Below are 15,624 nucleotides of genomic sequence, written 5' to 3' on the forward strand. Positions count from 1 at the left end.
CCGGGCGCGGGATGGGGATGGGGATGGATGTGCGAGTGTCGCTTCAGGCTTTTGCGCTTGTGCGACAAACTGTTTTCTTTGCGATCACATTTGATCCAATGAATAAAGTCTGTCGCGATTTTGGGTGCTGTTCTACCGATGGGGCTTAGGAAGCAGTGGACTCGATGCTTCCCTGGCAATCAGATCATTTGAGGGGCGCTACGCTGGCTTGCTTGAGAAGAGAGATTCACTCACGCATCCCCCTTTCTGCGGGATGGCTGCGCGCTTTCGCATGGCGCGAGAGACCAATCTTGATGCCGACCAATAAGGGAGCGGCGACGACAAACAGCAGGGCCACAGTGTAGAACGCGGTATCGAAAGCAATCACCGTGGCCTGACCCGACACGGCCTTGCCCAGCAAGCTGGTAGCTGCCCTGCCAGCGGCTGCTTGGTCCATCCCCTTCCCCATCAACATCGCCGTGGTGGTCGTCAGACGTTCGATGAGCGCGTTCCCCCAGGGTTAGCGTTGGCGCCGAGGGCAGCGACATTGATGACGATGTGATGGTCGATCAGGGTCTGGAGCCCGGCGACGCCCATTAAGCCACCCAATTGACGCCCCGTATTGAACAGGCCTATGCCGCAGGCGAGGTTGCGGCTATTGAGGTCGCTGAAGGCGATCAGCGTGATGGACAGAAACAGGAAGCCAAGGCCAAGGCCACGCAATAGGATGCCCGCCATCATGTCGTCGGTGCCGCTTTCGCTGGTGCAACCGGACAGCATCCACATCGCCCCCATGATCAGCAGGATGCCAAAGGGCACTGTCGCAACCGGTGGAACGCGACGGACTTTGATGAGAAAGGCAGCGATGAGCAGCGAGCCCACAAAAAAACCGCCACTGGGCAGCAGGAGCAAGCCGGCATCGGTCGGCGTGAACGCAAGCACCGACAGGGCGAACGCCGGAATCAGAAACGCGCTGCCGAACAAGGCGGCGCCGGCGACAAAACTGACGATAAAGGCAAAGGTAAAATCGCTCGATTTGAACACCGTGAAATCGAGCAATCCCTGACCTTTGGCCAAGACTTGCTGGCCGAGAAAGGCCAGCAGCGCGGCGGCGCCGATCATCGTCAGCATCAGGACGCGAGGTTCCTCGAACCAGTCCCATCGGCTGCCCTGACTGGAAACATAGGTGAAACAGAACAGGGTGGTCGAGATCAGGGAAAAACCGAGCCAGTCAAAAGGACGCTGCTGGACCCTGGCGGGCGTTGGGTGGTCTGCGATAAGCAAAAGTCCGGTCGCCGCCAGCGACAGCGGCACCACGCTGAAGAAAATCCAGGTCCAGGACTGGCTGTCGATTAACCACCCTTGAAGGGCCGGGGCAAGAGTCGCCGGCGCGACCACGGAGCCCATGGCAAACAGGGCTTGGAGGATCGGCTGAAGGACACGCGGCCAGGCACGAAAAATCATCGCCTGGCCCGCCACCAGCAGGGTGCCGCCGGCGAAGCCTTGAATGATGCGAAGCCCGATCAGCAGGTCCAGCCGAGCGATGATGGCGGCCATGCAACACGCCAAACCCATGGCCAGGGTTGAACCGATGATCAGGTTACGTGCAGAAAAACGCTGCATAAGCCATGGGGCCATGAGAAAGCCGATCAGCTTGAGCGCGGTGTAGCCGACGTCCAGCCAGGCGAATTCATCAGGTGTTGCGTAGGTGTCACCGATGATATGGCCGCGCCCGATCGATAGAACGGTACCGGCGATCGCTTCCGTCAGCGTGGCCAGCACGATGCCCACGATGAGCAGGGCGCCAATCGTGGTCGTTGCGCTGCTCGGCGTGGCGCTGACAAAGGTGTTCATGAGCCTTTCCCTTGCGTCACCTCCACCCGCGCGGACAAGCCAGGCACGATGCGCCCCGGCAGTGGATTGTTGGCCAGCCGGATCTTGACCGGGACCCGCTGCACGACGCGGACAAAGTTTCCGGTTGCGTTGTCGGGCGGCAGCAAGCTGAACGCCGCCCCACTCCCGGGTGCAAAGCTGTCGACCACGCCTTCAAGTACCGTGTCAGGGTAGCCATCGACGGTGATGTGCACGCGCTGACCGGGGCGGATATGTTCGAGCTGGGTTTCCTTGAAGTTCGCCACGACCCACACATCATTGACTGGCACGATATCGAGCAAGGAAACCCCCGGCGTAACGAGCCGGCCGATACGCACCTGGCGGTTTCCGACGACGCCACCCACAGGCGCACGTACCACGGTGTGGTCGAGATTGATCTGGGCGAGATCACGTGCAGCCTGTGCTTGCGACACGGCAGCCACGGCAGCCTCTCGTTCGGCCACATAGACGGCGATGTGTTGCTGTTGCGCCTCGACCGTTGCCGAAGCGGCCGATACCGACGCCTCGGCTCTGGAACGCGCCGTGTCGGTTTCATCGACCAAGGCTTGGCTCACCGCGTTGCTGACGATCAGTTTGCGGCTGCGCTCGTGGGTCTTGGTCGCCAGATTCATGTCGGCGGAGGCTGAGCGTCTTTGGGCTTCGGCCTGCCGAATCAATGCACGCTGAAGCTGGGTCTGCGCATCGACATGGGTCAGGCGCGCCCTTGCAGCGCTGACATTAGCCTCTGCTTGCGCAAGCTTGGCGCGATAGTCCCGGTCATCGATACGGAACAGGACGTCACCCGCCTGGACGGTTTGGTTGTCATCGACCTCTACCGCAGTGACGTAGCCGGCCACCTTGGCGGCGAGTGAGGTGACGTCACCACGAATATAAGCGTTATCGGTCAAGGTTGAGCCGTTCGAAACAGCCATGGCCCCCAGGCAGCCACGACCACCACGGCGCCAACGCACAGCAGTATGCCGATTATCTTGCGCTTGCCTTGCCGAGGCACTACGACGGGGGTCTCGGCGCTTGCACCGCAAGCAATGGCGGTCTTGTCCTGGAGCGAGTTCATATTTTCATTTCCTGTTCAATGCCATGCACAACAGCAGCCCCAGGGCGGCAGTGGCCTGCCGCCCGGCTGTCGAGCACTTATGTGCGCGTTGATCAGCTCACTTTTTGATCGGTGTGACGAGTGTCTTTTCGTCGGTGTCGAGGACGAACACGGCCAACAGGCGTGCAGGTTCGGTGTCGCTGGCGTTGGCGCTGACTTCGTGCACAGAACCCGGCTCCTCTACGAAGTTTTCACCGGTGTGGTAGATCTTTTCCGGCTGGCCTTTGACTTTGATGCGAAACGCGCCCTCCAGAACCGTTGCATAAATGAAGGCCGTTTTCGGATGGGTGTGGGACGGCGACGCGGCGCCCGGCCCATACTCGACGACCACACCCTTCATGCTCTTGCCAGGGATGTTGGGAATGGGACGGTCAAACACGACAGTCACCTTGGCGGCAGGCGGCTCAGCGGCCGATGCTGCGCTGATCGACAGTGCTGCGAAAGCAGCGGCTAAGAGAAATCGGGCAACCATGCCAATACTCCTTCGTGTGTAGCGGTTATGACGGCGCGCCCATTACCGGGGCGGCGCCTTCCTGAGTTGTCTCTGGAGGCCTCAGCGGCCCGCTTCCATCGACTGGCGGAGCCAGTCTTCGAAACGGATCGCGCCCAAGCGCGTGTTCTTGCCGGGGGTCAGCGATTGATCGTCAAGCACGGCGCCGTAGTAGCGCGCGTGTACGTCCGGTACGACCTGGCGAGTATCCTGAGTAGCTCGTAGAAAGCGCCTGATCAGCTCGTCGAGCGGCATGGCCTCGGGCCCCGCGACTTCGACCGTGCCATTGACCGGCGCTGCCAGCACGACGTCGGTGAGTGCGGCCACCACGTCGTCGGACGCCATCGGCTGGATCAGCGCCGGCGAAACGCAAAGCTCTTCGCCGACGGTAAACGAATGGGCAATGCCGCCGACAAACTCGAAGAACTGCGTGGCACGCAAAATGGAGTAAGGAATGCCGGATGCCTTAATAAGGTTTTCCTGCGCGACCTTGGCCCGGAAATAGCCATTCTCGGGAAGTCGTTCGCTCCCGACAATCGACAGGGCAACGTGATGGCGAACCCCGGCGGCCGCTTCGGCGGCCAGCAGGTTACGGCTCGACGTTTCGAAGAACTCGAGGACGGCCTGATCCTCCCACGACGGCGCGTTCGCCACGTCGACAACGATGTCAGCACCATCCATCGCTTGGGCCAAGCCCTCGCGGGTGATGCTGTTTACGCCCGTGCTGGGGCTGGCTGCGAGCACGTCATGGCCAAGCTCGCGGAGGTTTTTCACAAGTTTCGATCCGATGAGGCCGGAGCCTCCGATGACGACGATCTTCATGGGCTTTCTCCACGTGTCGACTGCAACCATTGCGTCGGTGTAAAGGGAGATTGCCTGCGCGCGTGTGCGAAGTCCTTGTGCCTGCTGTGGGTTTCCCTCCACGAAAGCTTGGTTTTACGTCCAAAGAGGCCGCTGCCCGACGTCGTCACTGCTGCGGACGGTGCGGCGGGTTTAGCGCTGCCGTATCATCAATTTCAAATACTAATCGCCAGTCGCCTCGGACACGGAGTTGAGGGCGCTTCGCCAAAGGAACCTCACTTTGCCATTCGTGTTTGAAGACTACGTGCTCGATGAGGAGCGCCGGGAACTGACCTTGCGCGGGCAAGTCGTGGCCGTCGGGCCGCAGGTTTTCGATCTATTGCTGCTGTTCGTCAGTAACCCCGATCGCGTTGTCAGCAAAGACGACCTGCTCAAGGCGGTGTGGAACGGCCGGATCGTCTCGGAATCGACGATCACCAGCCACATTAATGCGGTGCGTAAGGCCGTCGGCGATACCGGCGAGGAACAGCGTCTGGTGCGCACCGTCTCCCGCAAGGGCTACCGCTTTGTCGGCCAAATCAAGGTCGGCGGGATCGGCGAAACGCAACAGGCTTACCGGCCTGACATCGATGAACGCGCGTCCACAGACCCGAAGGAGATGCCCTCCTCGCTCGTGCTCCCGGACAAACCCTCGATTACTGTCTTGCCCTTCCAAAATTTGAGCGGCGATCCGGAGCAGGAATATTTCGCTGACGGCATCGTGGAAGACCTCATCGCTGCCCTGTCGCGTATCCGCTGGCTATTCGTCATCGCGCGTAATTCGAGCTTCACATACAAGGGCCGGACGGTGGACGCCAAAGGCGTCAGCCAGGAGCTGGGCGTTCGCTACGTGCTGGAAGGCAGCGTGCGCAAGTGCGGGAACAAGGTACGCATCACCGGGCAGCTCATCGACGCGACGAGCGGGACGCATATCTGGGCGGAGCGCTTCGAAGGCACACTCAACGACATCTTCGAGCTGCAAGATCAAATCACCGAAAGTGTCGTCGGTGCCATTGCGCCGCAACTCGAACGGGCAGAAATCGAACGCGCCAAACGCAAACCGACGGAGAACCTGGACGCCTACGACTACTACCTGCGCGCAATGGAAAAACTGCACAATGGCACCCGAGAAGCTCTCGACAAGGCGCTGCCGTTGTTCTACAAGGCCATCGAGCTCGATCCCGAATTTGCATCGGCCTATGGCATGGCAGCCTGGTGCTACTTCTGGCGCAAGCTCAATGGCTGGATGACCGATCGGACGCTAGAGATCGCTGAGGGCGTACGGCTCGCACGATTGGCGGTGACACTGGGCCGGGATGATGCGGTCGCGTTGACGCGAGGCGGACATGCATTGAGCCATCTCGCCGGCGATGTTGACGGCGGCATTGCATTGCTCGACAGGGCACGCCTGCTCAATCCCAACCTTGCCCCCGCCTGGTACTTGGGCGGCCTCCTGCGCGCGCTGCGCGGTGAAACAGACGCTGCCATCGAGCACCTGACCCATGCCACTCGTTTGAGTCCGCTGGATCCGGAAATGTTCAGGATGCAGGTCGGAATGGCGCTCGCGCATTTCTTCGCCGGGCGTTTCGATCTCACGACGCAATGGGCGGAAAAAGCGCTGGGCAACCTGTCCAGTTTCCTGGCCCCGGTGGCCCTGGTAGCGGCCAGTCATGCCCTCAGCGGACGGATGGATAAAGCGAGGTTGGCGATGCAGCGTCTACGTGAACTGGATCCCTCGTTGCGCCTCTCCAACCTGAAAGACTGGCTGCCCATCCAACGGCCCGAGGATTTCGCGCGCTTCGCCGATGGACTGCGGCTGGCGGGGTTACCCGAGTAACCGTGGAATGGCCTTCTGGTACCAACGACAGACTATCCAGAGAAATCGTTGGTGGGTAGACCTCACGATTATCAATAGCCCCAGAGCGAGGAGCGCGACAGACTTTATTCTTCAAGATCACATTTGAGCGCTAAGCTTGGGCCTATGGATGACTCAGATTATTTACGCCTGCTGACCATCGCGGCCGAGCAAGCCAACGCATTCCTTTCCAATGCCCGCAAATGGGAGCGAGAGCGTTGGGTGTGCCAGCGCCTGCTGCAAGGCTTGAACATTCCTTATCGCGCCGACGAATTCGCCCCGGCCGGGGAGCCGCCGGACGTGTTGTTTCGCGACGCCAGTTTCGAGGTGTTCTTCGTCCTCGACGAGGGCCGGCGCCTCAACGACGAATGGCGCGACGAGCTGCAGCGCCGGCGCAGCGCGTTTTCCCTCAGCCAACTGGTACGGCGCGAGGCCAAGCCCCGGCGCATCCCGGCCAACGAGTTCTTGCTGCGACTGGCACCGACCTTGCGCAAAAAAGCGCATAACTACAAAGAACGCGGCATGGATTTGGGCGAACTGGACATCATCGCCTTCGCCAGCCTCAAGCGCGAAGTGCTGGACCTCAATAGCCATTTTCCGCCGCCCACCGAATACCTGCGCCAAGGCTGGCGTTCGCTGTCGCTGGTAGGGCCGACCTTCGCCCGCGTGCTGTTCGCGCATCCGGACGCGCCAGATTTCCTGCGTAGCAATCTGGGACGCAGCATTGTTTTCGATGTCGGGATCAGCCTGTGAGTCCACTGCAGGAACTGATTGCTGAAGTCCCGCAAATCGGCCGCGTACGCTGGATCGGCGTGCGCCCGGCACCTCACGTGCCGATGATCGAACTTGATGCCGTGGAAGCGCGACTTGAGGCCGGCTTGACCGGTGACCGCGCCCGGCCAGGCGTGCGCAATGCGCGACAGGTGACACTGATTCAGTGGGAACACCTGGCGGTGATCAGTTCACTGATGGGTCGTGCGGACAATCAACCGGTCATGCCTGAAGATCTGCGGCGCAATCTCGTTATCAGTGGGATCAATTTGTTCAGCCTCAAAGGGAGGCGTTTTCGGATTGGCCAGGCCATTCTCGAAACCACTGGCTGGTGCCAACCATGCGCCCGCCTGCAAAACATCCTCGGCCCCGGGACCTTTCAGGCGGTGCGCGGACATGGCGGAATCACCGCCCGAGTGTTACAAAGTGGCATCATTCGCCTGGACGACACGGTGAGCGTCGAGCCCATACCCGAGACCGGCTATGCTCCGTTCATCATTCGTTAAATCTGCCTGTAGCTTCTACACATTCAGCAACGTCTACCTGACGAGGCCATTATGACCAGCCGCCTGAACCCCGACGACCAGAAGCATGTCGAAGAGTACCTGCAGTTGTCCCAGCACCGAGTCGAGCGCCGGCCATTCAGGCCGTGGATGCTCCTGGTGCTGGTGTTGGCAGTGACCATTGGTTTGGGCCTGTTGAGCCGATTTATCAGCTACCTGACGCTATGAGCCGCTTAGCGCTCGCGAGGGTATCTGCACCGATTTCTTTTAGCCTTGCGAGATATCCCCATGACTCATCGTATTGTCATCGTTGGCGGCGGCGCCGGCGGTCTGGAGTTGGCTACCCGTCTGGGTAAGACTCTGGGCAAGCGCGGCACGGCCAATGTGATGCTGGTCGACGCGAACCTGACCCACATCTGGAAACCGCTTTTACACGAAGTGGCCGCCGGTTCCCTGAACTCTTCCGAAGACGAACTCAACTATGTTGCTCAGGCGAAATGGAACCACTTCGAGTTCCAGCTGGGGCGCATGAGCGGGCTCGATCGGGCGCAGAAAAAAATTCAGTTGGCCGCCACTTATGATGAATCCGGCCTGGAGCTGGTGCCGGCGCGGGAAGTGGCTTATGACTCGCTGGTTATTTCCGTCGGCAGTACCACCAACGATTTCGGCACCCAGGGCGCTGCGCAGCACTGCCTGTTCCTCGACACCCGCAAACAGGCCGAACGCTTCCATCAACAATTGCTCAACCACTACCTACGCGCCCATGCCGGGCAGACAGATACGGTCGAACAAATCAGCGTGGCCATCGTCGGTGCTGGCGCCACCGGGGTCGAGCTGGCCGCCGAACTGCACAACGCCGCCCATGAACTGGCGGCCTATGGCCTGGACCGGATCAAACCGGAAAACATGCACATCACTCTGATCGAAGCCGGGCCACGGGTGCTGCCGGCGCTGCCGGAGCGCATCGGCGGGCCTGTGCATAAAACCCTGGAGAAACTCGGGGTCAACGTCATGACCAATGCGGCGGTCAGCGAAGTGACGGCAGATGCCTTGATTACCGCCGACGGCAAAGTGATCAATGCCAGCCTGAAAGTCTGGGCTGCGGGGATCCGCGCACCAGGCTTCCTCAAGGACATCGATGGCCTGGAAACCAATCGCATCAACCAACTGCAAGTGCTGCCAACCCTGCAAACCACTCGCGACGAGAACATCTTCGCCTTCGGTGACTGCGCGGCCTGCCCGCAACCGGGCTCCGACCGCAACGTGCCGCCGCGCGCCCAGGCTGCGCATCAACAGGCGTCGTTACTGGCCAAATCGCTGAAGCTGCGGATCGAAGGCAAGGCGTTGCCTGAGTACAAGTACACCGACTATGGCTCGCTGATCTCGCTGTCGCGTTTTTCCGCTGTGGGTAACTTGATGGGCAACCTTACCGGCAGCGTGATGCTTGAAGGATGGCTGGCGCGGATGTTTTACGTGTCGCTGTACCGCATGCACCAGGTGGCGCTGTACGGGCCGTTCCGCACGGCGATGCTGATGTTGGGAAGCAAGATCGGACGTGGGACCGAGCCGCGGCTTAAGTTGCATTAACTCGCTCCAGGTGGGACTTGCTCACGAAAGCGCTGGATCAGTCAGTACATTTGTCGACTGATATACCGCATTCGCGAGCAAGTCGAATCGTCGCACCGCCGCTCCCACATTTGAAAGAATCTACTTTTTCAGCAGACAAAAAAAATCCCCGTATCTTTCGATACGAGGATTTTTAATATGGTCGGGGTAAGGGGATTCGAACTCCTGACATCCTGCTCCCAAAGCAGGCGCGCTACCGGACTGCGCTATACCCCGGTAAAAAAAAGGCGACCTATACAAGTCGCCTTCTTCGATCAGCGCTTTTGGCCTCTGATCTTAAGATTCGATTCCAGCGTTAACTGGTTTCAAAAATGGTGGGTCGTGTGGGATTCGAACCTACGACCAATTGGTTAAAAGCCAACTGCTCTACCAACTGAGCTAACGACCCAAAAATGGTCGGGGTAAGGGGATTCGAACTCCTGACATCCTGCTCCCAAAGCAGGCGCGCTACCGGACTGCGCTATACCCCGGTTTGAAATTGGCTCCGTGACCAGGACTCGAACCTGGGACCCAATGATTAACAGTCATTTGCTCTACCGACTGAGCTATCACGGAACTACATATTTCAATTTACAACGTTGAAGCTTTACTGCGTTCTCTTCGACCCGTTCGCATCGCTGCGTTCGTGTGTCTGAGGCGCGCTATTCTACAATCTTAAGCACCTCTGTCAACCCCCTAAATTGCTTTCAAGTTAATGATTTGCAACTTATTTCAGATTCCTGCTTGGGGAGCAGAAACCCTTACCGGGTGACTTACTGCGGGGCGCACTTTACAAGCATTTTCCTTTAAGTTCAACAGCCTGGCGAAAAAAAGGCCTCGCAATGCGAGGCCTCCTTTTCAGTCAGCGATTTTGTAGGAGCGAGCTTGCTCGCGATGGGCTCAATAACGCAGCCCTCAGCCAGTAAGTACGCGTTATCGTTAACGACCATCGCGAGCAAGCTCGCTCCTACAGTGGCTCAGTTGAAAACGATCTCGTCGTTTTCCACGGTGCCTTTGGCAGTATCTCCCGGCATGAATCGACCGGAGAGAATCAGCTGCGCCAACGGGTTTTCGATCCAGCGCTGGATCGCACGTTTGAGCGGACGTGCGCCATACACCGGGTCATAACCGACCGCGATCAGCTTATCCATGGCTTCAGGGCTCAACTCCAGCTTCAGCTCTCGCTCGGTGAGGCGACTGCGCAGACGGCTCAACTGAATCTCGGTAATGCCGGCGATCTGATCCCGCGCCAACGGTTCAAAGATCACTACTTCGTCGACCCGGTTGATGAACTCCGGCCGGAAGTGTGAGGAAATCGCATCCATCACCGCCGCACGCTGGGCTTCACGATCACCAACCAATTCCTGGATCTGTACCGACCCCAGGTTGGAGGTCATGACAATCACGGTATTCTTGAAATCCACCGTGCGGCCATGGCTGTCGGTCAGGCGGCCGTCTTCCAGCACTTGCAGCAAGATGTTGAACACATCCGGGTGCGCCTTCTCGACCTCGTCCAGCAGGATCACCGAGTAAGGCTTGCGACGCACCGCCTCGGTCAGGTAACCACCCTCTTCATAGCCTACATAGCCCGGTGGTGCGCCAATCAAGCGAGCCACGGAGTGTTTCTCCATGAATTCGGACATGTCGATACGCACCATCGCCTCTTCGGTATCGAAGAGGAACTCGGCCAGTGCCTTGCACAGTTCGGTTTTACCAACACCGGTCGGGCCGAGGAACATGAACGAACCGCTCGGGCGATTCGGGTCGGACAATCCGGCGCGAGAACGCCGCACCGCATTGGAAACCGCGACCACCGCTTCGTCCTGGCCGATCACACGCTGGTGCAACAGGCTTTCCATCTTCATCAGTTTGTCGCGCTCGCCTTCGAGCATTTTCGACACCGGAATACCGGTCCACTTCGACACGACTTCGGCGATCTCTTCTTCAGTCACCTTGCTGCGCAGCAACTGGTTTTCGCTTTTGCCATGCTGGTCGACCATTTGCAGGCTGCGCTCCAGATCCGGTATCACTCCGTACTGCAACTCGGCCATGCGATTCAGGTCGCCTTTGCGGCGTGCGGCTTCCAGTTCCTGACGGGACTGTTCGATTTTCTGCTGAATCTGCGCCGAACCCTGGACCTCGGCTTTTTCCGAGTTCCAGATTTCTTCGAGATCCGAGTATTCACGTTCGAGACGAGTAATTTCTTCCTGGAGTTTTTCCAGACGTTTAATCGCCGCTTCGTCGCTTTCTTTCTTCAGTGCCTGGGATTCCACCTTCAGCTGAATCAGACGACGCTCCAATCGGTCCAGCACTTCCGGCTTGGAATCGATTTCCATACGGATGCGGCTGGCGGCTTCGTCGATCAGGTCGATGGCCTTGTCCGGTAACTGACGGTCAGTGATGTAGCGATGGCTGAGCTTGGCCGCCGCGATGATCGCACCGTCGGTAATCGCCACCTTGTGGTGAACCTCGTAGCGTTCCTTAAGGCCACGCAGGATAGCGATGGTGTCTTCTTCGCTAGGCTCGTCCACCAATACTTTCTGGAAGCGCCGTTCGAGGGCCGCATCCTTCTCTATATATTGGCGATACTCGTTTAGCGTGGTCGCGCCAACGCAATGCAGCTCACCGCGCGCCAAGGCTGGCTTGAGCATGTTACCGGCATCCATCGAGCCTTCACCTTTGCCGGCGCCGACCATGGTGTGCAGCTCGTCGATGAACAGGATGATCTGCCCTTCCTGTTTCGACAGTTCGTTAAGCAGCGCCTTGAGCCGCTCTTCGAACTCGCCGCGATACTTGGCACCGGCGATCAACGCGCCCATGTCCAGGGACAGTAGGCGCTTGCCCTTGAGGCCGTCCGGCACTTCGCCGTTGATGATGCGCTGGGCCAAACCTTCGGCAATGGCGGTTTTACCGACACCAGGCTCACCGATCAGCACCGGGTTGTTCTTGGTGCGGCGTTGCAGGACCTGAATTGTCCGGCGAATTTCGTCGTCACGGCCGATCACCGGATCAAGCTTGCCGTCTTCGGCGCGTTTGGTCAGGTCGACGGTGTATTTATCCAGAGCCTGGCGTGCCTCTTCGTGGTTGGGGTCGTTGACCGCCTCACCACCACGCAGGTTGTTGATCGCATTTTCCAGGGCTTTTTTGCTGACGCCCTGGCCAAGCAACAGTTTGCCGAGCTTGCTGTTCTCGTCCATCGCGGCGAGTAACACCAGCTCGCTGGAAATGAACTGATCGCCCTTCTGCTGGGCCAGGCGATCGGCCTGATTGAGCAGGCGCGCCAGATCCTGCGACATGTTGACGTCGCCGGTCGGATTCTGGATTTTCGGCAGCTGGTCGAGCTCTTTGGTCAGCTCTTTACGCAGGCTGTTGACGTCGAAGCCCACTTGCATCAGCAGGGGCTTGATCGAACCACCCTGTTGTTCGAGCAGGGCCTGCATCAAATGCGCCGGCTCGATGGCTGGATGGTCAAGACCAACGGCCAGGGATTGGGCGTCGGACAAGGCTAACTGCAATTTGCTGGTTAAACGGTCTATACGCATGGGTCACCTTCCTTTTGAGCAGGCCGGACCTATAAAACATCCTGAATGAAGAAACCTGCCAGATACCACAATAGATGCGGTCGATTCTGGGAGTTTCAAGCGTCGTGACGTTGACGCAGGTCAGAGGAGTCTAGCGTTCAAGCCAGATAAGGGAGGCAAACCGACCAGTGCGCGGACTGCGGCGGTATGAAAAGAAGCGCGGATCGGTCACGGTGCAGAAACCGCCACCATAAACAGCGGTGACACCACGAGCCGCCAGACGCAAGCGCGCCAGCATGTAGATATCAGCCATGAACTTGCCTGCGTTTTGACTCGGCACAAAGGCTTTCGCGGCTTCGGGCAATTGCTGAACGAAGGTTTCGCGCACTTCGGGGCCGACTTCAAAGGCTTGCGGGCCAATGGCCGGACCAAGCCAGACAAGTACTTCGGCAGGAGGCACGGCCAGGCTGTCGAGGGTTGCTTCCAGCACACCCGCCGCCAACCCGCGCCAGCCGGCATGAGCCGCCGCAACGCGAGTGCCGGCGCGGTCACAAAACAACGCTGGCAGGCAATCAGCGGTCATCGCCGCGCAAGCGATCCCCGGTGTTGCCGTCCAACTTGCATCGGCGGTCACCACCTGGCTCGGGTCAGCATGAGCCACGACAATGCCGTGGACCTGCTGTAGCCACGCCGGTCGAATGGAAAAGTGGTCGGTGAGACGACGGCGATTTTCGGCGACAGCCTCAGGGTTGTCGTCGACGTGATCGCCAAGGTTGAGGCTGTCGAACGGCGCCAGACTGACGCCGCCCGCACGGGTGGTGACGCAGGCTTTGACCCCGGCCGGCGCGGGCCAGTCAGGAATCAGCCAGTCACTCATCCGATGAACGCCTCGCGATCTTGCTTGAGCAGGGTCAGCAACCAGACGAAGTCTTCGGGCAACGGCGACTCCCAGCTCATGCGTTTACCGGTCGTCGGGTGATCCAGTTCCAGGAACCGCGCATGCAGCGCCTGACGCGGGAAGTTTTTCAACGATTCGATCATGGTCGGGTTGGCTGCCGGCGGGATACGGAAGCGACCGCCGTAGGCAGGGTCTCCGACCAACGGGAAGTTGATGTGCGCCATGTGTACGCGAATCTGGTGCGTACGACCGGTTTCCAGCTTCACCCGCACATGAGTGTGGGAGCGGAAACGCTCAAGCACGCGGTAATGGCTGACGGCTTGCTTGCCACCTTCCATCACGGCCATGCGCTGGCGCTGCTGGCCGTGGCGACCGATTGGAGCGTTGATCTTGCCGCCAGCCGTCACCACACCAATCACAATGCATTCATAGATGCGGCTGACGCTGCGGCTCTGCAACTGTGTCACCAGTTGCGTCTGCGCCTGAATGGTCTTGGCCACCACCATCAGACCGGTGGTGTCCTTGTCCAGACGATGCACGATACCGGCACGGGGTACATTGATGATGCCCGGCACGTGGTGCAGCAAGGCGTTGAGCAGCGTGCCATCGGCGTGACCGGCGGCCGGATGCACCACCAGGCCCGCAGGCTTGTTGATCACCAGGATGTCGTCGTCTTCATAGACGATGTCCAGGGCAATGTCTTGAGCGACCCATTCGCCCTGAGCTTCCTGCTCGGCAGTGAGTTCAAGTATGGCGCCACCGTGAACGATGTCTCGCGGGCGGATAACCGCCCCATCCACAGTCAGGCGGCCATCTTTGATCCAGGCGGAAAGGCGCGAGCGCGAGTGCTCAGCGAATAATTGTGCGGCGACTTGGTCGAGGCGTTGGCCGCCCAATTCGGACGGCACCTCTGCGCGGAGTTCAATTTTATCGGACATGCTCAGACTAGGCGTCGGCACAGCCTTTGGTTTCGGCTGCGCGCTTGTGGTTAAATACGGCGTCTTTTGCCCCGAGGCTATTCAACGGGGCGCTCATCATAACAGGACGGCCACGCCCAAGACAGCGGCCGTCATAGGGACGCAAGCCGCCATGCAAGTGAAACACCTGCTGCTGATCGCCATCCTCGCATTGACCGCTGCTTGCTCATCGAAGGAAGTCGTAGACGAAAACCTGAGCGAAGTCGAGTTGTACCAACAGGCTCAAGCTGACCTGGACAACAACAGCTACACCAGCGCAACCGCCAAGCTGAAGGCTCTGGAATCGCGTTATCCGTTCGGTCGTTATGCCGATCAGGCTCAACTCGAACTCATCTACGCCAATTACAAGAACTCTGAGCCCGAAGCTGCAAAAGCTGCCGCTGAGCGCTTCATTCGTCTGCATCCACAGCATCCGAACGTCGATTACGCCTACTACCTCAAGGGCCTGACTTCTTTCGACCAGGACGTCGGTCTGCTGGCCCGCTTCCTGCCACTGGACATGACCAAACGTGACCCGGGTGCCGCTCGCGACTCCTATAACGAGTTCGCCCAACTGACCAGCCGCTTCCCCAATAGCCGTTACGCACCTGACGCCAAGCAGCGCATGATCTATCTGCGCAACCTGTTGGCTTCCTACGAAATTCACGTTGCTGACTATTACCTGACCCGTCAGGCCTACGTTGCCGCGGCGAACCGTGGTCGTTACGTCGTGGAAAACTTCCAGGAAACCCCTTCGGTCGGTGACGGCCTGGCGGTGATGACCGAGGCCTACCAGCGCCTGCACCTGGACGAGCTTGCTGCCACCAGCCTCGAAACCCTGAAGCTCAACTACCCGAACCACCCAAGTCTGGTAGACGGTCAGTTCGTGCCGTCGGTCGCCGAAGCCGACAACCGTTCCTGGATGAGCAAGGCCACTTTGGGTCTGATCGAATCCCGTCCGCCGCTGCCACCGGGAGAAACCCGCGCCAACCAGGACGTGCAGAAGCAGTTCCAGGATGCCAAGGACGCGATTCCGAGCGAGCTGAAGCCTAAAAACTCCAATGGCGACGTGATCAAAGAAGAAGATCACGAAGCGCAAGGCAACAACGAAGATCGTTCGTGGTTCAGCTACATGACCTTCGGCGTGTTCGACTGACACGACCGGCGGTGCAGAAAGGGAGACTCTCGAGTCTCCCTTTTTTATTGCGCTATTTTGTGAA

At 59.2% G+C, this 15,624-nt stretch carries 11 protein-coding genes, 4 tRNA genes and 2 pseudogenes; 6 read left to right on the forward strand and 11 right to left on the reverse strand.

Annotated elements, in window-relative coordinates:
• Positions 1-226: 226 nt before the first annotated feature.
• The 4 genes and pseudogenes from CES87_RS09305 to CES87_RS09320 all read right to left on the reverse strand — a co-directional run bounded on the left by CES87_RS09305 (position 227) and on the right by CES87_RS09320 (position 4,277).
• A pseudogene (locus tag CES87_RS09305) lies at positions 227-1,833 on the reverse strand (DHA2 family efflux MFS transporter permease subunit).
• Positions 1,830-2,926, reverse strand: a pseudogene (locus tag CES87_RS09310) (HlyD family secretion protein). Before CES87_RS09310 ends, CES87_RS09305 begins: the two co-directional pseudogenes overlap by 4 nt.
• Positions 2,927-3,023: 97 nt before the next feature.
• Entirely contained in the window at positions 3,024-3,437 is a 414-nt protein-coding gene (locus tag CES87_RS09315) for a cupin domain-containing protein (protein WP_128605908.1), read from the reverse strand.
• Positions 3,438-3,518: 81 nt separating this feature from the next.
• On the reverse strand, positions 3,519-4,277 hold the full coding sequence (locus CES87_RS09320) for an SDR family oxidoreductase (RefSeq protein ID WP_128605909.1): 759 nt from the start codon (positions 4,275-4,277) through the stop codon (positions 3,519-3,521).
• A 259-nt stretch (positions 4,278-4,536) separates the two neighbouring features.
• Here CES87_RS09320 and CES87_RS09325 point away from each other — a divergent pair, with 259 nt between their 5' ends.
• From CES87_RS09325 to CES87_RS09345, 5 genes are all read left to right on the forward strand, one after another.
• Entirely contained in the window at positions 4,537-6,132 is a 1,596-nt protein-coding gene (locus CES87_RS09325) for a winged helix-turn-helix domain-containing protein (RefSeq protein ID WP_128605910.1), read from the forward strand.
• 144 nt (positions 6,133-6,276) lie between these two features.
• Entirely contained in the window at positions 6,277-6,903 is a 627-nt protein-coding gene (locus CES87_RS09330; protein ID WP_007970534.1) for a DUF1780 domain-containing protein, read from the forward strand.
• Positions 6,900-7,427 carry an MOSC domain-containing protein gene (locus CES87_RS09335; RefSeq protein WP_128605911.1) on the forward strand — a complete coding sequence of 176 codons (528 nt, stop codon included), beginning with the start codon at positions 6,900-6,902 and terminating at the stop codon, positions 7,425-7,427. The genes CES87_RS09330 and CES87_RS09335 overlap by 4 nt, the downstream gene beginning before the upstream one ends.
• 51 nt (positions 7,428-7,478) lie before the next feature.
• Positions 7,479-7,652 carry a DUF3094 domain-containing protein gene (locus CES87_RS09340; RefSeq protein ID WP_128605912.1) on the forward strand — a complete coding sequence of 58 codons (174 nt, stop codon included), beginning with the start codon at positions 7,479-7,481 and terminating at the stop codon, positions 7,650-7,652.
• A gap of 60 nt (positions 7,653-7,712) precedes the next feature.
• Positions 7,713-9,011: an NAD(P)/FAD-dependent oxidoreductase gene (locus tag CES87_RS09345; RefSeq protein WP_128605913.1), complete on the forward strand. Its 1,299-nt coding sequence runs from the start codon at positions 7,713-7,715 to the stop codon at positions 9,009-9,011.
• 178 nt (positions 9,012-9,189) lie between these two features.
• On the opposite strand, the gene CES87_RS09350 is transcribed toward CES87_RS09345, so the two are convergent.
• The 7 genes from CES87_RS09350 to rluD form a co-directional block, all read right to left on the reverse strand.
• Positions 9,190-9,266: transfer RNA gene (locus CES87_RS09350), tRNA-Pro, on the reverse strand.
• Between the two features lie 96 nt (positions 9,267-9,362).
• A tRNA-Lys gene (locus CES87_RS09355) sits at positions 9,363-9,438 on the reverse strand.
• 5 nt (positions 9,439-9,443) lie between these two features.
• Positions 9,444-9,520 (reverse strand) — tRNA-Pro (locus CES87_RS09360).
• 9 nt (positions 9,521-9,529) lie between these two features.
• Positions 9,530-9,605, reverse strand: a tRNA-Asn gene (locus CES87_RS09365).
• Positions 9,606-10,006: 401 nt separating this feature from the next.
• On the reverse strand, positions 10,007-12,571 hold the full coding sequence (gene clpB / locus CES87_RS09370; RefSeq protein WP_128605914.1) for an ATP-dependent chaperone ClpB: 2,565 nt from the start codon (positions 12,569-12,571) through the stop codon (positions 10,007-10,009).
• Between the two features lie 130 nt (positions 12,572-12,701).
• Entirely contained in the window at positions 12,702-13,427 is a 726-nt protein-coding gene (gene pgeF, locus CES87_RS09375; protein ID WP_128605915.1) for a peptidoglycan editing factor PgeF, read from the reverse strand.
• Positions 13,424-14,386, reverse strand: coding sequence for a 23S rRNA pseudouridine(1911/1915/1917) synthase RluD (gene rluD, locus CES87_RS09380; protein WP_128605916.1), 963 nt, complete (start codon positions 14,384-14,386; stop codon positions 13,424-13,426). The genes pgeF and rluD overlap by 4 nt, the downstream gene beginning before the upstream one ends.
• Positions 14,387-14,537: 151 nt before the next feature.
• Here rluD and CES87_RS09385 point away from each other — a divergent pair, with 151 nt between their 5' ends.
• Complete coding sequence (locus tag CES87_RS09385; protein WP_128605917.1) at positions 14,538-15,560, forward strand: outer membrane protein assembly factor BamD; 1,023 nt, start codon at positions 14,538-14,540, stop codon at positions 15,558-15,560.
• The last annotated feature ends 64 nt before the right edge of the window (positions 15,561-15,624 follow it).

The sequence above is a fragment of the Pseudomonas sp. ERMR1:02 genome, assembly GCF_002277815.1.
In the GTDB taxonomy this organism is placed as follows: Bacteria; Pseudomonadota; Gammaproteobacteria; order Pseudomonadales; family Pseudomonadaceae; genus Aquipseudomonas.